Here is a 16,578-nt window from a genome sequence, read left to right as displayed (position 1 = left end):
GTAGCAGTTATGGACAAGCGACAAAAGCCAGCCCTCGCGGCCTGCGTGGTAGCCCTGGCAATGACAGCACTGCTCAGCGGATGCGGCGTCACCGACCGCATCGGCAAGCGCGCCGACGATACCTGGATGGGTGACATGTTTTACAGCGACAATGAAAAGGTGATCCTCAACACCTACGCTGGCAATCAGCTCAACCTGGATGCAGACGGCAAGCCGCTATCAGTGGTGGTGCATGTATATCAGTTAAGTGCACTGGAGCGTTTTGCCTCGGGCTCCGCCGACGATTTGTATGCGACGCCTAAGCAGACCCTGGGCAATACGCTGATCGACGAGCGCGAAATTATCCTGCTTCCCGGCATGGGCCAGACCGACACCTGGCCGTTGAACAAGGCGACTCGGTATGTAGGCGTTGCAGGGTTCTTTCGCAGTGATGAAGACAGCCAATGGAAGGTCGCCTTCGATGCCACCTCGCTACGCAAGGACGGTATCTGGTTCTCTTCTGACGGGGTACGCGTACTGGCCGACTTCTACTCGGTGCAGGCAGTGGGCGGCGTTGATGTACTGAACACACCCAGGACTGCAGAACCGTCGACTGCAACCAACACTCCTCAAACCCCGGTGATACCCAAACCAGTCAGCGACATGGCTCAGAAGCAAGCTGCTGACATGGCCAACGGTGCCGTGAAAAAGACCGCTGATACGCAAATGAATTCTCTATTGGAAGGCGCTAAATGAGTAAGCAAAGCCGTGTGATGTGGTCAGAAGGCATGTTCCTTTTGCCGCAGCATTTCCAGTATCAGGATGAGTTTCACCAACATCAGTTGACCGAGTCGACCCTGCGCAGCACGCCATTCCACTGGGGTGTGCAAACCCTGCAGATTGATGAAGAAGCCCTGGCCACCGGCACCCTGCGCCTGACTCGGCTGAAGCTGGTGTTTCCCGACGGCAGCCTGTTTGACGCGCCCCAGCACGACCCGCTGCCCGCCGCGCGCGACTTGAAGGAATTGCTCAAGGGTAATGACCTCAAGGTGTATGCCGCGCTCAAGCTGCCGGAGCCGTTCGGCCTGAACTATGTCGAAGATGGCCAGGAGCAAAAAAGCGCCCGGCGTTTTCGCAAGCAGTTCGACACCCTGCCTGACCTGAATGAAGGCGACCTGGAAAACGAAATCACCAGTTTGCGATTGAACGTGGTGATGCTGATCGACGGCGATAACCTCGACGGTTACAGCTACTGCCCGATTGCGCGGTTATCGCGTAATAACATCGGCGGCTTCAACCTCGATACGCACTTTGTGCACCCGACGCTGCATGTCGGCACCCATGAAACCTTGGTCGGTCTGGGGAAACGGCTGCTCGGTGCCTTGCAGTCCAAGAGCAAGGCGCTGTCGGGCCGTCGTCGTGAGCGCGCCGACCAGATCGCCGAGTTCGGTTCCAGCGACGTTACACTGTTCTGGCTGCTGAACACGGTAAACCGTGCCTACCCGAACCTGGCTCACCTGTTGGCCCACCCGCGCCTGCATCCCGAACGCCTGTACCTGTTCCTGGCGGAGCTTGCGGGCGGCCTGCTGACGTTTTCGCTCGACACTCAGCTCAACGACATTCCCGAGTATGACCATCATGATCCGGCTGCGTCTTTGGTCAAGCTCGACGAGATGATCCGGGTGCTGCTCGACAATGTGATTCCCAACCAATGCATTGTCATCAATCTGACGCAGACTAAGCCGTCTTATTGGCAGGGCCAGTTGCTCGACCCGCGTTTGACCGAGGCCGACTTCTACATCTCAGTGCATGCCGACATGCCTGGTTCCAGCCTGTTGGAACTGGTACCGCGCGCGATCAAGGTGGGTTCGCCGGAAGACATTGAGGTGGTGGTCAACAGCGCCATGCCAGGCGTCACGCTGAACCATTCGACACGTTTACCCAACGCCATTCCGGTGCGCCTGGACAACCACTATTTCTCCATCGAGCCGCACGGCCGGGTGTATGAGCGAATGATGAACGCCCAAGCCATCTCCTTCTATGCGCCCAGCGCCTTTACCAACCTCCAGCTTGAACTGATGGCGGTACTCAAATGACCGAAACCATGATGCAAGGCGCCGTGGCCACGGCGCACGAAAAGCCTACCCTCAAAGACTTGGTGCAGGACTTCATCAGCATGGCGCTGATCGTTCGCCGGGGCCGGCAAGTCACATCGGTGGATGCTTTTGAAGCCAGTGTCGACAGTTTCTTCAATACGCTGGAACGCGATGCACGCAGCGCCAACTACAGCGTCGACGAAGTCAAGGACACCCAGTACGCCCTGTGCGCATTCCTCGACGAAAGCGTGCTGCGCTCGGGTGAAAACGCCCTGCGCAATCATTTCGAGTTGCAGCCTTTGCAGTTCCGTTACTTCGGCGTACACCTGGCGGGTGAAGGGTTCTTTGAAAAGATCGAATCGTTGCGCAGCGACGTGAAAGCCAACCTGGATGTGCTTGAGGTCTACCACCTGTGCCTGGCGCTAGGTTTCGAGGGCAAATTCAGCCTCGGCCAGAAAGACCAATTGCGTTACCTGGCCAACACCCTCGGCCAGGACATCGCACGTTACCGCAAGATACCAAAAGCGCTATCGCCGGACTGGGCGCTGCCCGATCAGGTCTCGCAAATGCTTCGTCACGAAGTCCCGGTGTGGCTGTATCTGGTGCTCATTGCACTGGTCTGCGTTGCTGTTTACCTGACGCTGGACTGGCTGTTGGGTAAGGACGTCGCCGCGCTGGCAGAACAAATCAGCCAGCTGTTCAGTGCCTGAGCACAGATCAGGTAACCGGGTCAGGAAGACATGAAGACATTACTGCGCTTATTGAAAAGTTTCTGGTTCCTCATCCCCGTGCTGTGGGCATTGAGCCTGCTGGCATGCTGGATCGCCGCACCGCGTGTACAGCGGTTGCAGGGCCATTTGCCGGAAGCACTGATTCTGATCAGCGCCTTTTATGTACTGATTATTGTGCTGCGCCAATACAGGCGTATTCGCACCGAGCACAACCTTGAGAACCTGGTACAGCGCGAAGTTGATCGCTCGCTCGAATCCACTGGCGAGTTCCGCGACCAGCAAGTGCTGCGTGAACGCCTCAAGCACGCCATCGCCATGCTGCGTACCGACCGTGCGGCTGGCGGCGGCGGTTCTTCGGCGTTGTACGACTTACCATGGTACTTGGTGATAGGTATGTCTGCAGCGGGCAAGACCTCGCTGCTCAGCCGCTCGGGCTTGTCTGCACGCATTGCCAGCAGCGCGAACGACAGCGAAAGCGGGACCCAGCACTGTGACTGGTACTTCAGCCCTGAAGCCGTAATGATTGATACCGCCGGGCGGTACCTGCGCGACGATCAATCCGCCAGCGACTTTGCCGACTTCCTGCGCCTGCTCAAAAAGCAACGCAACAAGGCTGCAGTCAACGGGTTGGTGCTGGTGGTCAGTCTGCCGGAATTACTCGCCTCCACCTCGGATGAGCGCGATGCACTGGCTGCGCAACTGGTGTCGCGTATTGAAGAATACGTCGACTGCCTGGGCGTGAACCCGCCGATCTACCTGATGCTTAGCAAGACCGACCAACTGCCCGGTTTCAGTCAGGCATTCGAAGGCCTTGACCTCAACGAGCGTCAGCAACCACTGGGCATGACCTTTGGTTTGTCGGAGATCCGCAACCAGGGTTTGCGCAGCGTACTGGATACTAAACTGGCCAACCTGCACGGGCAGATTCGCCGTCACGTCGATGCGCAAATGATCGCCCTCGGCGCCGATACCAGTAGTGCGCTGCTGAACTTCCCGAACTACTTTGCCGAACTGGCGGGTGTACTCGAACAGTTCCTCCAGCACTTCGCCCCGCACATTCATCAGACCAAGCCGCTTCTGCTGCGCGGCCTGTATTTTACCAGTGCGTTGCAGACCGACCGGCAACTGAGCCCGGTGTTCGAAGATGACCTGGCCGAGTCGTTCGCCTTGCATCCACAGGCTGACCAGGCTCCGCCGGCTGACGCCAGCACCCGCAAAACCGGTGATCGCAGCTACTTCATTACCGATACGTTCCGCCGTGTGATTTTCCCCGACCGCGACCTGTCGCTGTACCAGTCGCGCTCTGGTCGCAAGTCGACGCTGAACCCGGTGATGATCGGCCTGGCGCTTTTCGCCGGGGTGATGTTCATCGGCTGGCAAGGTCTGTCGTTCAAGAACAACCGTGAGTGGCTGGCCTCCATGCGCCAACACCTGAGCGAGCTGGAGCAATCCCCGGACCGTGAGCATTTGCTTGCCTCCGGCCAGGGCCTGGAGCTATTGCGTGACCAGATGACTACCATCGAACGCTACCGCAACCACGGCGTGCCGCTGCGGCTGAGTGGCGGCCTGTACCGTGGCGACGATATTTATCTGGCTACCCAAAACGCATATTTGCAACAACTGCGCACCCAGGCGCTGGAGCCGATTACGCTCAACTTGCAGCGCCATCTGCGCGAATTCAATGACTTCGCGAATACCATGGACCTGCAACATGCCACGGCGGCACTGCCTGCCAAAAACACACGCAAGGGCGCTTCGGCCGACAGCGCACGACGACTGGCTGCACGTGCCGGAGTGAAGCCTAATCTTGGCAGTCTTCCACACAGCACCAGCGATGTCAGTCAACGACTGACCGGCACGACCAAGGGTTCGGCCCGACAGGCGCGCGACAACGCTCTCGCCTCCCTGCGTAGCCCGGCTACCGCCAGTGACGCTGCGGACCTGTCGGCCACCACAGGCGGGCTATCATTGTCGGAAGAAATGCTGGGGCGCCTGGATGAGCATCAGGTGGCGTCGATCATCGAGTCGTACAACACGCTGAAGCTGTACCTGATCCTCACCCAGCCTGCCGCGCACCCGGAAGTCGAGTTCGTCGACGCCGCGCTGCCGGTCGCCTGGGCAAACACCCTTGGCCAGGACAATCCGATCAGCGACAAGGTGATTCAGGATAACGTGCCGGTCTACGTACAAATGCTCAAAAACGGCCAGGCACCGACGCTGCCGCGTAACGAGCAATTGATCAGTGAAACGCAAAAAAGCCTCAAGTCGTTCATGATATCCAGCTCCCTGGTCGACCGTGAATACCTGCGTTTACAACTCGAATCCAGCCGCCAGTTCCCAGCAATTGGTTTGAGCGATCTGGTGCCGCTTCCAAGCCGTCAACTGCTGTACGGCACCGAAGTGGTTCCGGCGATTTTCACCCGCCAGGGCTGGGACGAATTCGTCAAGCCTGAGCTGATCAAGTTGGTATCGGGCAACCTGCACAACGAAACCGACTGGGTGCTGGATGGCGACGGCGGCGACAGCGTGGTGCAAAAAGCCAACTTCATCCGTGAGTTTATGGCGCGCTACAAACGTGACTACACCCAGGCCTGGTACACCCTGGTCGGCAGTGTCGGCGTGCGTCACTTCACCGATATGGCCAACGCCACCCAACAACTCTCGCTGCTCAGTGACGTGCAGAATTCGCCCGTCAAACGGTTGCTGTCGGCGATCAATGACAACACCCGGTGGGACCTGCCCGAGTCGCATGAGGCCCAGCAACCGGGCACCAAGCATGAGGACAGTTTCTGGAGCAAAGTCAGCGGCATATTCGACTCCCCCGACGTCTCGCCGGGCACGCTGATTTCGCCGCTACCTGCCGTGAATGACGGCAGCCTTGCCGCACGGTTTGAGCCGGTATCACGCGTATTTGCGGCACAGAACGCCGAAGGCGCAGACAGCACGATCATGGATCGTTACCTGGCCGCCCTGCGCAAACTTAAAGTGCGGGTCAACAACATCCAGCGCTCGCAGGACGTCGGCAAAAGCAGCAAGCAACTGATCAGCGAGACGTTGGAAGGCCAGCCAAGCGAGGTCACCAATGTGCGCAACTATGTGGAGACCACCATCGACACCAGTCAGGGCGGCCTGTCGGATTCGTTGCAAAGCCTGTTCAGCCTGCCGATCCAATACACCTGGGAAACCCTACGCGACCCGGCCGGTGAGCAAATTGCCAAGGCCTGGGCACAGCAGATCGCCAAGCCGTGGGAGCAGGTCATGGCCCATCGTTACCCGATTGCTGTGAACAGCCGCAACGAAGCGTCGGTCAAGGACCTGCAACGTTTTGTCGACCCCCAGTCAGGATTGTTGCCAAACTTCAAGCGTAACGAAATCGGTAACCTTGCCGGAGGCGAAGGTCTGGGCATGAGTAGCGGCGTGAAATCCGCCCCACTGGTCAATCCGGGTATGGTCAACAGCATCGACAAGGCCAGTTCGTTGGGTGAGGTGATTGCCAGCCTGTCCGACCGCGACAACGGCTTCGAGATCATGCTCGAGCCGTCGGCTTACTTCACCGACATCGTCTTCACCCTGGACGGCCAGGTGCAGCACTACCGCAATGGCAAGACCAGCTGGAGCCGGTTCTCGTGGCCGGGCACTACCACAGCGCCGGGTGCACGTCTTGACGTGGTGACCCTGAGCGGCGAGCGCATCACGGTGTTCGACTATCCGGGACGCTGGGGTCTGTTGCGCATGAACGACAGTGCGCGGGTCGCCGACCTTGATGGCATTCAGCAGCGTTTCAGCTGGAACACCGCCAGCGGTCCGATCAGCCTGACCGTGCGCAACTATGGCGGCGTCAAGCTTACCGACTTGGCCAACGTCAAGGCACTGAGTGCGTTGAACGCCACGGACGGACGCGCCAAGTGAGGACTCAATACATGTATCAGGAGTGCCGCCGGTGATCGGATGTTTCGGCAAAGTGCCTGCCAGTGCAGATTTCGTCAGCCTGCACGGTGCGATGGAAGAAGTCTGCGAGTTCGACGCGTGGTTGCAGGGTGCCTTGGCGGCCATGCAGCACCGCGAGGACTGGCGCGAGCTGTTCGATCGCTTGCCGGTGTGCCTGTTCAGCTACCGTGCGCGCAACGGCAACTGGCTGTTGGGTGGCATGATCAGTTCGAGGGACTTCAGCGCACGGCGCTACCCGTTTTTCATCTTCCAGACGCTCAAAGCCAGCGAAGCCCAGCCCTTGGTAAATCCTTTTACCCTGAGCGAATTGTTTTGTGGGCAAATCAAGCCGTTGCTGCACATGGCGGCGCAAGGTGAAAACCCCTCAACGCTGTTTGAGCGAATCAAAGCGTTGCGTCCCTTGCAAGTCCAGGACTTTGAACTGTTTCGGCGCGTACACGACAAGTTCCTGGTTAATTTCAATCTGCGCGACATCACCCGTTCATTGGAGGACTCGTATCCGGAGTTTGTCAGCAATGCGGTGCTCACTCGCCTGCAGGCCCTGCAACAACCGATGCAACAAAAAACCAGCATGGCGATCTCTCTGCCCCTGCCTGCCGAACGGGGGCTGAAAAACCCGACCGCCGACCTGTGGATCGACTGGCTCACGCGTATGAAGAGCGCCGAGACCGAGCCGCATATCAGCGTGCTGGCCGATGACTTCATGCGCCCCAAGTTGCTGTGCTTTGCTTCGCGCAGCGGCAACAGTCTGTATAGGGTGCTAACCGGCAGCAGCGAACGCCAAGAAAGTTACGATGTGCTGGCGCCATTTGAAGTGTTTGATGAGCACCACTGTGGATATGCTTTTCCTGAAATCGACTGCCCTCTTTATGACGTTATCGACCGTTTTGTCGGTGCCCTGGATTTGAAGTCCGTATGAATAGAATCAAATATTATTTCTTGCGCTACCAACCCTACATTCTCGGGGTGCTGTTCTTTTTGACGATTTTTATCGTGTGGGGAATCGGCCGTGCGTTCAACTTCAGCTCGCTCAATAGCCTGCTGACCGGGATCGGTGTGTTTCTGGTGCTGTCGTCCGGCTATGTGGTGCTGCTGTATCGCGGTGTCTCCCGGCATCACAACCTTGAAGGACTGTTGCGCGAGGACGCCGACCAAGCCGTGCTGAACGCAAGTCCGGCGGACCGTGAGGAAGTAAGCCTGCTACGCGAACGCCTGCTGCAAAGCATTGAGCGTTTGAGCAACAACAAGCCCGGCACCCAATCCAAGGATGCCTTGTACGCCCTGCCCTGGTACCTTGTGATCGGCCAGCCTGCAGCGGGCAAGAGCACCATGCTGTATCAGTCCGGGCTGAACTTCCCGTATGCCGAGCGCGAAGGCGCAAGAGTCGCAGGCCTTGGCGGGACGCGTAACTGCGATTGGTTTTTCAGCTCCGAAGCCGTGCTGCTGGATACCGCAGGGCGCTATATGAACAACCAGGAAGAAGCTGGCAAATGGCGAGCGTTTTTGCAATTGCTGCGCCAGCACCGCCAACGTCGCCCGCTGAATGGCTTGATCGTTGCGGTGAGCATCCATGACATCCTGCAATCGTCGCTCGAAGATCAGGAGCGCATTGCCAAGCGCTTGCGCGAACGCATCCAGGAAACCCACGCGCTGCTGGAAGTGCGGCTGCCGGTATATCTGGTATTCACTAAGTGCGATCTGGTGCCAGGGTTTGCGCCCTTCTACAGCCAACTCGATGAGGTGGCACGCGGCGAAGTGATGGGCAAGACCTTCTCCCACAAAGGCTTTGAGCAAGCCGATTGGGGCCAGCGCTTCGGCGTCGCCATGGATGAACTGATTACCTATTGGCAGGATGTGGCCAGCCGGCAATTAGTGCTGCAAGACATTCAGGTGACCCGCCAGAACTCGTCGGTGTACCGCTTCCCGCTAGAACTGGCGGCGCTCAAACCGCGCCTGCAACTGTTTGTCGATGCCTTGCTGCGGGCCAACCCATATCAAAACGCCGAACTGCTGCGCGGTTTCTACTTCACCAGTGCGCTGGATGCCGATCAGCCTGAATTGGGCGGTCATGCTCGCCAGGTTACCGAGCGCTTCTCACTGCAGAGCGATCAGGAGCCCACCAGCGGCCATGCGCAACCGAGTGCGCTGTTCATCAATAGCCTGTTCCGCAAGGTGATTATTCCCGACCAGCACCTGGTGGCGCTATACACTACCAATCACCGCGAACGTAGACGCAAAGCGGCCTGGATCGGCGGTTTCGGTGTATTGGCCCTGCTGCTGTGCGGTGTGTGGGGCTGGTCTTACTGGAACAACAAAAGCACGATCCGGAGCCTGTCTGCCGAGCTGGCCCAGGCGTCCAGCGATGATCGCGCCAACCCCAGCCAATACACAGCATGGCATACGCTGGACAGCATGCGTTCGTGGACCGGGCACTATTACAGCCAGCACCACGAAGACGGCGTACCGCTGCGCATGCGCATGGGCCTTTACCAAGGCTACAAAATCGAGCCGCTCCTGCGCAGCCAGTATTTCTCACGCCTCGAGACGGTGATGCTCAAGCCAACCGCCGACAACCTCACCCGCTCGTTGTACCTGTTGACCACCATCAAGGTGTATCAGCGCAACGCCAAGGATCTGACCCCAGTAACAGGTATCGACAGCGTGGAGCCCAAGGCGCTGCCGACTGACAATCGCGCGCAATCCATTGCGAACTTCGGCACGGCGACCCTGGATACTTACATCATGTTGTCGCGTGCCCAGCGAGAGAAGGCCGACCCGGCGTTTCTCAGAGCAAAAATGCCCGACTACTGGTATCCGGCTATTGCGCGCCAGACCGGCAAGACTATCAGTCAGGGCAATGCCGCAAGTGCCAATCAGGATTACGAATACGCCAGCCGCCAGATCAACTTCTATAGCGATCAGATTCATGAGCCGGACGTGCCGCGCATCCTCGACAACGCGTTCCTCACCTCCAGCTCGCGCAATTACATCAATAGCCTGCTGACCCAGTCGCTGCGCTCAATCGAAACGATCACTCTGGAGTCCGACACATTGTTCGCCTTCGGCCGCGCCGACTTCCAGAGTCTGAAAAACGAAGGTCAGGCGCAGTTGAGCGCCATCGCCGGCAAGCTGTTAAGCACACCGAACATCGGCAAAATCATCATTGCCGGGCATGCCGACCAGTTGGGAGATCGCCAGGGCAATCTGGCGGTCTCAAAGCAGCGGGCGCAAACCATCAAGACCTATCTGGTGGGTAAAGGCGTACCTGCCGAACTGGTGGACGTGGTGGGCGAAGGCAGCGAAAAACCGCTTGTGAAATGTGACATGCAACTGCCCCGTGCCGCACTGATTCAATGTCTTGAGCCAAACCGGCGGGTCGAGATCGAAGTCCGCGCGCTCAACTGAGGCGCATGTGTCAGCGAGATATCGCTGCCCGGTCCGATGCCGGGTCAGCGTAAAAGAAGCCTGTCTTGATTTTTCAAGACGGTCAAAACGAGAGTTGGGACCCAGCGCGGGTCGATACAACTCTTAAACAGTGAAAGGAGAAATAGAAATGGCATTTGACGCATATATCCAAATCGATGGCATCCCAGGCGAAGTGCTGGACGATAAGCACAAGGACTGGATCGAAGTGCTGGGTTACGAGTACGGTGCTACTCAAGCTACTTCTGCCACTGCCAGCTCTTCGGGCGGCGCGTCGTCTGAACGCGTAGCGCTCAGTGACTTCAGCATCCGCAAAGCCGTGGACAAGGCATCGGCCAAGCTGTTTGAAGCCTGCTGCAAGGGCACCCACATCGCCAAGATCCAGCTGAACGTCAACCGTGCTGGCGGCGATAAGCTGACCTACCTGACGATTAACCTGGAAGAAGTTGTAGTGTCTTCCGTCAAAGCTGTAGCTGGCGGTAACCAAGGCGGTGAGGACAAGGCAGTCAGCGACCTGCCGATCGAGGAAGTGAGCTTCAACTTCGCACGCATCAAGACTACCTATACCCAACAAAGCCGTGCCGACGGTCAGGGCGGCGGTAACGTCACCGGTGGCTGGGATCGCACCGCGAACAAGGTTTTCGCTTAAGCATATGGCGATTTCGGGACGCGCATGCATCCCGTACTCCACACCGTGCCTGCTTGCAGGCACGGCGTTTTTTTCCGAGCAGAGTTACCTATGCCTGAATTTCTCAACGGCCTTTCCCTGGCCGAACTGACCGCCCCAATCGACGGGGGAAGTGGCGCCGACCTGAGTTTTTCCACCCTGTTCGATCAAATCAAAGAAGCGCGCCGAGCAGATCCCGATTACCTGACCCAGGGCGACTGGCAAACCGAACTCAAATCTTCGGATTGGGAGTTGACCGTCACCCTGGCCGCGCAAGGCCTGGTTCAACAGAGCAAGGACCTGATGCTGGTTGCCTGGCTTTCAGAAGGCCTCGCGCACCAATATCACTTTACTGGCATTCACTTCGGCCTGACCCTCGCCGAGCGTATTTTGCAGGCATTCTGGGACGATTTATATCCAACACTTGAAGACGGCATGGAAGAGCGTAACGCCCGCCTGACCTGGCTCAAAGCCTCACTTGTCGATGTGGTCGGCGGATTGCCAATCACTCAGGGTGATAACTATGGCTTGTTGCGTTATGACGAATCCCGACATGTAGAAAACCTCGCCTTGCAGAACCCCCAGGCCATGCGGGCTGCTGTCGATGAAGGCAAGATCAACGCAGAAATTTTCCAGCGCTCGGTGGTCCTTACCGACACTGATCACCTTCGCCTGAAGGCCACGGAAATCACCGCCAGCCTTATGGCCTGCCGACAGCTCCAGGCGACCTGCGACAGCCTGTTCGGGCACGACGCTCCAAGTTTCGCAGCACTTGACGCCATCTTGTCGCGAGCCGCGCAACTGGTCGAGAAGCTGTTGAAGGACCGAGGAATCGAGCTCAATCCGGCGCAAGTCGAGCCGGTCACTCTTGGCACTCCAGAATTGGATATCACCCAGGCAGGTGCGGCAATGCCCTCACAACAGCAGACCCCACCGTCGACTATATTGCGGACTACTCCAGGTACCCGCGATGAAGCGTTCACAATGTTAGCGAGCGTGGCGCAATTCTTCAAAACCACCGAACCTCACAGCCCCGTGCCCTACCTGATCGAACGCGCTATCAAGTGGGGTAACATGCCGCTTGAGGGGTGGCTAACTGATGTGATTAAAGACGGCAACGTTATTGACGGCATTCGTGACGTACTTGGAACCAAAGAAACGAAATCCTGATTGCTTATGGGTAACCACCGTCGTGCAAACATCCATAATAGTCAGTCTGCAAAATCCGCTTCAGTTGCAGTGAGGTGCTGTTAGTGGCTAAGAAATCGTTGTTGTCACAGGGGGGCTTTGATGCTCTATTGGGGAAGATGTCAGATCCCAATGTGGCAGCCTTGGCTAAGGTGTCTGTATCAGCCGTCTGCCAACGCAGAGTTGCACTTAAGATTGATCCCTATGTCCGGGTATCCAAACTGGCAGAGTTCGAACACCTTCTAGGAACGATGCCAGATCAGGAAATCGCCAACAGGGCTGGCGTTTCGAAAGCCGCCATAACAGAGCGCCGTACGCGCTTAGGGATAAAGTCATTGAGGAGCTCGAATACATCACCTATTGACGAGTACGAGCACCTTTTGGGAAAACTACCCGACAAAGTAGTTGCAGCGATGGCGGGCGTTTCTGCAGGAGCTGCCCTCAAGAGACGTCGGCGCGAGAATATAGAACCCTATAAGCGTATGAAGTCCGGGGTATGACTAGATGACTACATTTCCAACTTCATAAGGTGAGCGTTTGGATGCCGCTTGGGTCGATCTCCCAGCATGCGTAAATACAGATCAGGATGGAAATCGGGTCTATCACAGCTTGCTCACCCTGGAATAGTTAGAGCTGCTTTGCAACCCATCGCGGGACAAGCCCGCTCGCAATAAGAAGCTATTCACCAGAACTAGCCTGCTCGCCACAGATCTTGGGTCTCAGCCAATGTCCTTGTTTTTTTCCTGGCCCGGCACCAGCGAGAGCGGCGGGCGCTCTACATTACGGGAGACATGAGCTTTCACCTGCGCGACGCCGCCCTCGTCGTCGTTGTGGATGACCAATACGCCGGGGCGACGCAACTGTTCCAGGTCGCCGTCGGCCAGGCTGAAGCTTTCACTCAGGTGCTGGTCGCTCAGGGACTTGGCCTCGGCACGCCGCTGGGCGAATCTTCGGCCTTTGCGCTGCTGGTAGCGCGCCCAGGCGATCAGGATCACGGCGTTGAACAGGGCGATCCACAGATAGATCTGCAAGGTATTGAGCGCGGCGAAAATCGGCGCTTCCAGGCGCGGGCCGCCGTGGGTTTCGAGCATGGCGCTCATGCCCCGGGCCAGCAGCCAGACCAGGCCGCCCCAGGCCAGCAGGGTGAGCAATACATCGATGATCCACATCACCAGGTGCTGGCGGGTTCTGACCAGTTTCATCGTCACGCCTCCTCTTGGGCAGGTTTGATACCACGGTCCGGGCTGACCCAGCGGGCGCGTTTCTGGTGCTGGTTGAACAACACCTTGGGAAAGCTGACCAGCGTGGTGAACAGGCTCACCAGCCAGAACACCATCGGGTACCACACGGTCCAGAACAGGGTTTTCCACAGGTCTTTTTCGTAGCGCCGGTCGATCAGGATGCTCACCGCGAACTGCAGCAGGCACACCATTGCCAGCACCAGCCCGGTAAACGCCGGGGGCACCAGGGAGACGACGGTAATCGCCTGCGGCAACACCATGAATTTACCCAGCCCCCAGAAAAACACCGAGAGCAGGAAGGTGAATGCCCAGCCGGTGGACAGGCAATACTCGAACAGCAGCGGCCACAGGTAGCGATGGCGCCATTGCCAGATGCCACGGATATTTTTGAACAGCACTTCAGCGCCGCCCTGGGCCCAGCGCAGGCGCTGTTTCCACAGGCCGCCGACGGTTTCGGGCATGAGGATCCAGCACAGCGCGCGCGGCTCGTAGAAGATCGCCCAGTGATCGAGCTGCAGCTTCCAACTGACATCGATGTCCTCGGTGATCATGTCGGTGCTCCAGTAATCGATGCGGTTCAGCGCCTTTTTACGGAACGCCACCACCACCCCCGACACGGTGAAGATCCGCCCGAACACGCGCTGGGTACGCTTGATCAGGCCGATGATCGAGGAGAACTCGCCCACTTGTACCCGGCCGATCAGGGTGGAGCGTGTGCGTACACGCGGGTTGCCGGTCACGGCGCCCAGGCGCGGGTTGTCGAGCATCGGCGCAACCATGTAGGCCGCCGCGTTTTTGTCGAGCAACGCATCGCCATCGATGCACACCAGATATTCGCTGCGCGCGGCCACCGCCCCCATGCGCAGGGCCACGGCCTTGCCCTGGTTCTGCGCCAGGTGCAGCACGCGCAGGCGTGGGTGTTGCAGCGCCAGCGCGTCGAGTACGGCGGCGGTGTTGTCGCTGGAACCGTCGTTGACCGCGATCACTTCGATGTTCGGATACACCTGGGCCAATGCGGCGGCCATGGTGTCGGCGACGTTATCGCCTTCGTTGTAGCAAGGGATGATGATCGAGATCAGCGGGTTGCCGGCCAGGGTCGGCGCCGGGGTATGTTCCTTCCACGGCCAGTGGCGCTCCCAGTGCAGCCAGAAGTACAGGCCGCCGGCGATCCACAGCGCAGACATGAACAACGGGTAGAAAAACACGAAGTCCATCAGGAACTGCCCGGTGACCAGAAAGATCAGGCCCAGGGGCACGCCCAGTACCAACGCCAACACGAATAAAGCCAGGATTCTGTCGAACATGATCAAGGGTTCCACTGGTTGGAAAGGGCCGGGCGTACGGTCTTCAGGTCCGGCGAGTTTTCCAGGAAGTTGTCCGGGTAGTAGCCAAAGCTCTTGACCCCCTGGCGTTTGAGCACCCCCATCCATTCGGCCATTTGCACAGCGTTGATATCGGGGGCTTGCTGGGTGCGCCAATCCTTGGCTTGCAGTTCGAACACGGTGCGCTCCAGCGCACCGGGGCGGGCCTTGACGGTAGCGACCAGTTTTTCCAGCCAGGCGTTGGAGTTTTCCAGCGACTGGCCTTCCATCAGCGGCATGGCCATCGGCGCGGTCCAGTCGTAGGCCTGCAGGAAGTCATCGAGGTTCTGCGCGAACCAGGCTTCGCTGGCCGGGTTGAGCATCGGCTCGGCGAAGATGTTGCGCGCGGTCTGCACCTGCGGCCCGGCGATGGCGCGCACCTTGGTGGTCAGCTCCTGGGTGAAATCGATCAGGTAGCGGCTTTTGAAGCGGGTCCAACGTTGCAGCGTGGCAGGGTCTGCGCGCAAAGCGGTGATGCTGCCCGGCAAGCCATTGGCCGCATAAGCCTTGAGCGCGGCGGGGCTGGCGTCTTCGAAGTCCGAGAGCACGGCGTCGTCGTGGTACAGCACACCGTCGATGGCGCTGTTGCGGGCGAGGTCTTCGTAGATCTCGCCGATGATTTTGCGCACCTGCGGGTCGAACGGCGACAGGCGTATGTACTGATCAGGATCGGCGCCCAGCTTGCCGCTTTGCGGGTCCCAGCGGGTCACGCGGGGCAGCTTGGGGTCGAGGGCGAAACTGAGTACCGGCATCCACGCATACACCGCAGCATGGGCGCGGGTGTGCAGTTGCCAGGCGACGCGGTTGAACAAGTCGGCGCGCACCGGCAGATGACGATTGGGGAAATACAGCGAATGCACCAGGCCGTCACCCTTGGGGTCGGCGAAGGCCTGCAGGAATACCGTGCCGACGCCCATATCCACTACCCGCTGGACCAGTACGTCGAGATTGCGCGCCTGTTGGGCCGGGTCGGGGTCGTAGACGTTGTCCAGGTCCACGTGCAATACGCGCAGCGGCGCCGGGGTCTGCGCCGCGACGATGCTGTTGGCGAAGTGCTCGCCGTCCGGGTCGGAGGCCACCAGGAAGCGTGGGCTGTTCATCAGGTTGCCGGGGCTGTCGAGGCCGTCTTCCAGGGTCAGAGCCATCTGGTAGCCCTGCTCGCTGACCACCGCCAGGGACGTGCCTTTGGCCGCGCCGTACGGCCACACCCACACCCGTGGCGCCTTGCCGGTCACGCTGCGGATTTTCTGCGTAATGGCCGCCACATCGGCGCGCATCCGCGCCTGGAACTGCGCTTGGGTTTCATAGCGCTGGGTCGCCGGGTCGTAGCGCAGCGAGGTCGCCGCCGGCTCCAGGTTACCCTGGGGATTGGCCAGAATCCCGGTGTGGCTGGCGTCGGTGTGCGCAGCGATTTCCACCAGGCCCGACTGGGACACTTCGCGAATCTGCTGCCAGGTGAGGAATTCGCCACGCGGGCGCGGTGAGCCGGCGAAGTCCACCGGCTTGTTCAGTGGCGTATCGATCCAGTAGCCCACCGGCGCCAGCACGGCCGGCCAGTGGTAGGCGCGCAGAATCGGCATCACGCGGGTGTAGAAGCTCGTATAACCGTCGTCGAAGCTGAGCATCACGGCCTTGGGCGGCAGTTCAGGGCCACCGGCGCGCGCCGCCAGGATCTGGTCGACGCTGACCGCCTGGTAGCCGTTCTCCCGCAGCCACGACAGTTGCTCGATCAAGCGTTCGGTGCGTACCGCCACCACCGTCTGGTCGGGGTCGCGATCATTGACGTCGTGGTAGGCAATGCCCAGGAAATGGTTTTTCGGCCAAGGCGCTTCGTTCGGCGCTGTTGGCCGCTGCGCGGGTGGGGTATAGGGCGCGGGTTGCTGGGCGCAGGCGGCGGCCAGCATTACACCCAGGACCAACAAGCAACGGCTGAGGACGGTCATG

The 16,578-nt window shown here is 59.1% G+C and carries 11 protein-coding genes; 8 read left to right on the top strand and 3 right to left on the bottom strand.

Features of this window, described 5'->3' with window-relative positions:
- Nucleotides 1-9 precede the first annotated feature (9 nt).
- From tssJ to tssA, 8 genes are all read left to right on the top strand, one after another.
- The gene (gene tssJ, locus C4J92_RS00860) at nucleotides 10-735 is read left to right on the top strand and encodes a type VI secretion system lipoprotein TssJ (RefSeq protein ID WP_124402652.1); all 726 of its coding nucleotides are present in this window, start codon (nucleotides 10-12) and stop codon (nucleotides 733-735) included.
- Nucleotides 732-2,075: a type VI secretion system baseplate subunit TssK gene (tssK, locus tag C4J92_RS00855; RefSeq protein ID WP_124402651.1), complete on the top strand. Its 1,344-nt coding sequence runs from the start codon at nucleotides 732-734 to the stop codon at nucleotides 2,073-2,075. The genes tssJ and tssK overlap by 4 nt, the downstream gene beginning before the upstream one ends.
- Complete coding sequence (gene icmH / locus C4J92_RS00850) at nucleotides 2,072-2,785, top strand: type IVB secretion system protein IcmH/DotU (RefSeq protein ID WP_124402650.1); 714 nt, start codon at nucleotides 2,072-2,074, stop codon at nucleotides 2,783-2,785. The genes tssK and icmH overlap by 4 nt, the downstream gene beginning before the upstream one ends.
- A 30-nt stretch (nucleotides 2,786-2,815) precedes the next feature.
- Nucleotides 2,816-6,715 (top strand): type VI secretion protein IcmF/TssM N-terminal domain-containing protein, encoded by a 3,900-nt coding sequence (locus C4J92_RS00845; protein WP_124402649.1) that lies wholly within the window; start codon nucleotides 2,816-2,818, stop codon nucleotides 6,713-6,715.
- A gap of 31 nt (nucleotides 6,716-6,746) precedes the next feature.
- On the top strand, nucleotides 6,747-7,673 hold the full coding sequence (gene tagF / locus C4J92_RS00840) for a type VI secretion system-associated protein TagF (protein ID WP_124402648.1): 927 nt from the start codon (nucleotides 6,747-6,749) through the stop codon (nucleotides 7,671-7,673).
- Nucleotides 7,670-10,159, top strand: a complete 2,490-nt coding sequence (tssM, locus tag C4J92_RS00835) for a type VI secretion system membrane subunit TssM (RefSeq protein WP_124402647.1) — start codon at nucleotides 7,670-7,672, stop codon at nucleotides 10,157-10,159. Before tagF ends, tssM begins: the two co-directional genes overlap by 4 nt.
- 148 nt (nucleotides 10,160-10,307) lie before the next feature.
- Nucleotides 10,308-10,826, top strand: coding sequence for a type VI secretion system tube protein Hcp (locus C4J92_RS00830; RefSeq protein WP_124402646.1), 519 nt, complete (start codon nucleotides 10,308-10,310; stop codon nucleotides 10,824-10,826).
- Nucleotides 10,827-10,916: 90 nt separating this feature from the next.
- Nucleotides 10,917-12,014 carry a type VI secretion system protein TssA gene (gene tssA / locus C4J92_RS00825; protein ID WP_124402645.1) on the top strand — a complete coding sequence of 366 codons (1,098 nt, stop codon included), beginning with the start codon at nucleotides 10,917-10,919 and terminating at the stop codon, nucleotides 12,012-12,014.
- A 737-nt stretch (nucleotides 12,015-12,751) separates the two neighbouring features.
- Here tssA and pgaD read toward each other — a convergent pair.
- From pgaD to pgaB, 3 genes are read right to left on the bottom strand one after another with little or no spacing between them, the layout of a single operon-like run.
- On the bottom strand, nucleotides 12,752-13,234 hold the full coding sequence (gene pgaD / locus C4J92_RS00820) for a poly-beta-1,6-N-acetyl-D-glucosamine biosynthesis protein PgaD (RefSeq protein ID WP_124402644.1): 483 nt from the start codon (nucleotides 13,232-13,234) through the stop codon (nucleotides 12,752-12,754).
- A gap of 2 nt (nucleotides 13,235-13,236) precedes the next feature.
- Complete coding sequence (gene pgaC / locus C4J92_RS00815; RefSeq protein WP_124402643.1) at nucleotides 13,237-14,577, bottom strand: poly-beta-1,6-N-acetyl-D-glucosamine synthase; 1,341 nt, start codon at nucleotides 14,575-14,577, stop codon at nucleotides 13,237-13,239.
- A gap of 2 nt (nucleotides 14,578-14,579) precedes the next feature.
- A complete protein-coding gene (gene pgaB, locus C4J92_RS00810; RefSeq protein WP_124402642.1) occupies nucleotides 14,580-16,577 on the bottom strand; it encodes a poly-beta-1,6-N-acetyl-D-glucosamine N-deacetylase PgaB in 1,998 nt (665 codons plus the stop codon).
- Nucleotide 16,578: the final 1 nt, after the last annotated feature.

Origin of the sequence: Pseudomonas sp. R3-18-08, assembly GCF_003852065.1 — a bacterium.
In the GTDB taxonomy this organism is placed as follows: domain Bacteria; phylum Pseudomonadota; class Gammaproteobacteria; order Pseudomonadales; family Pseudomonadaceae; genus Aquipseudomonas.
This window is presented reverse-complemented; position numbering and strand designations above follow the sequence as displayed.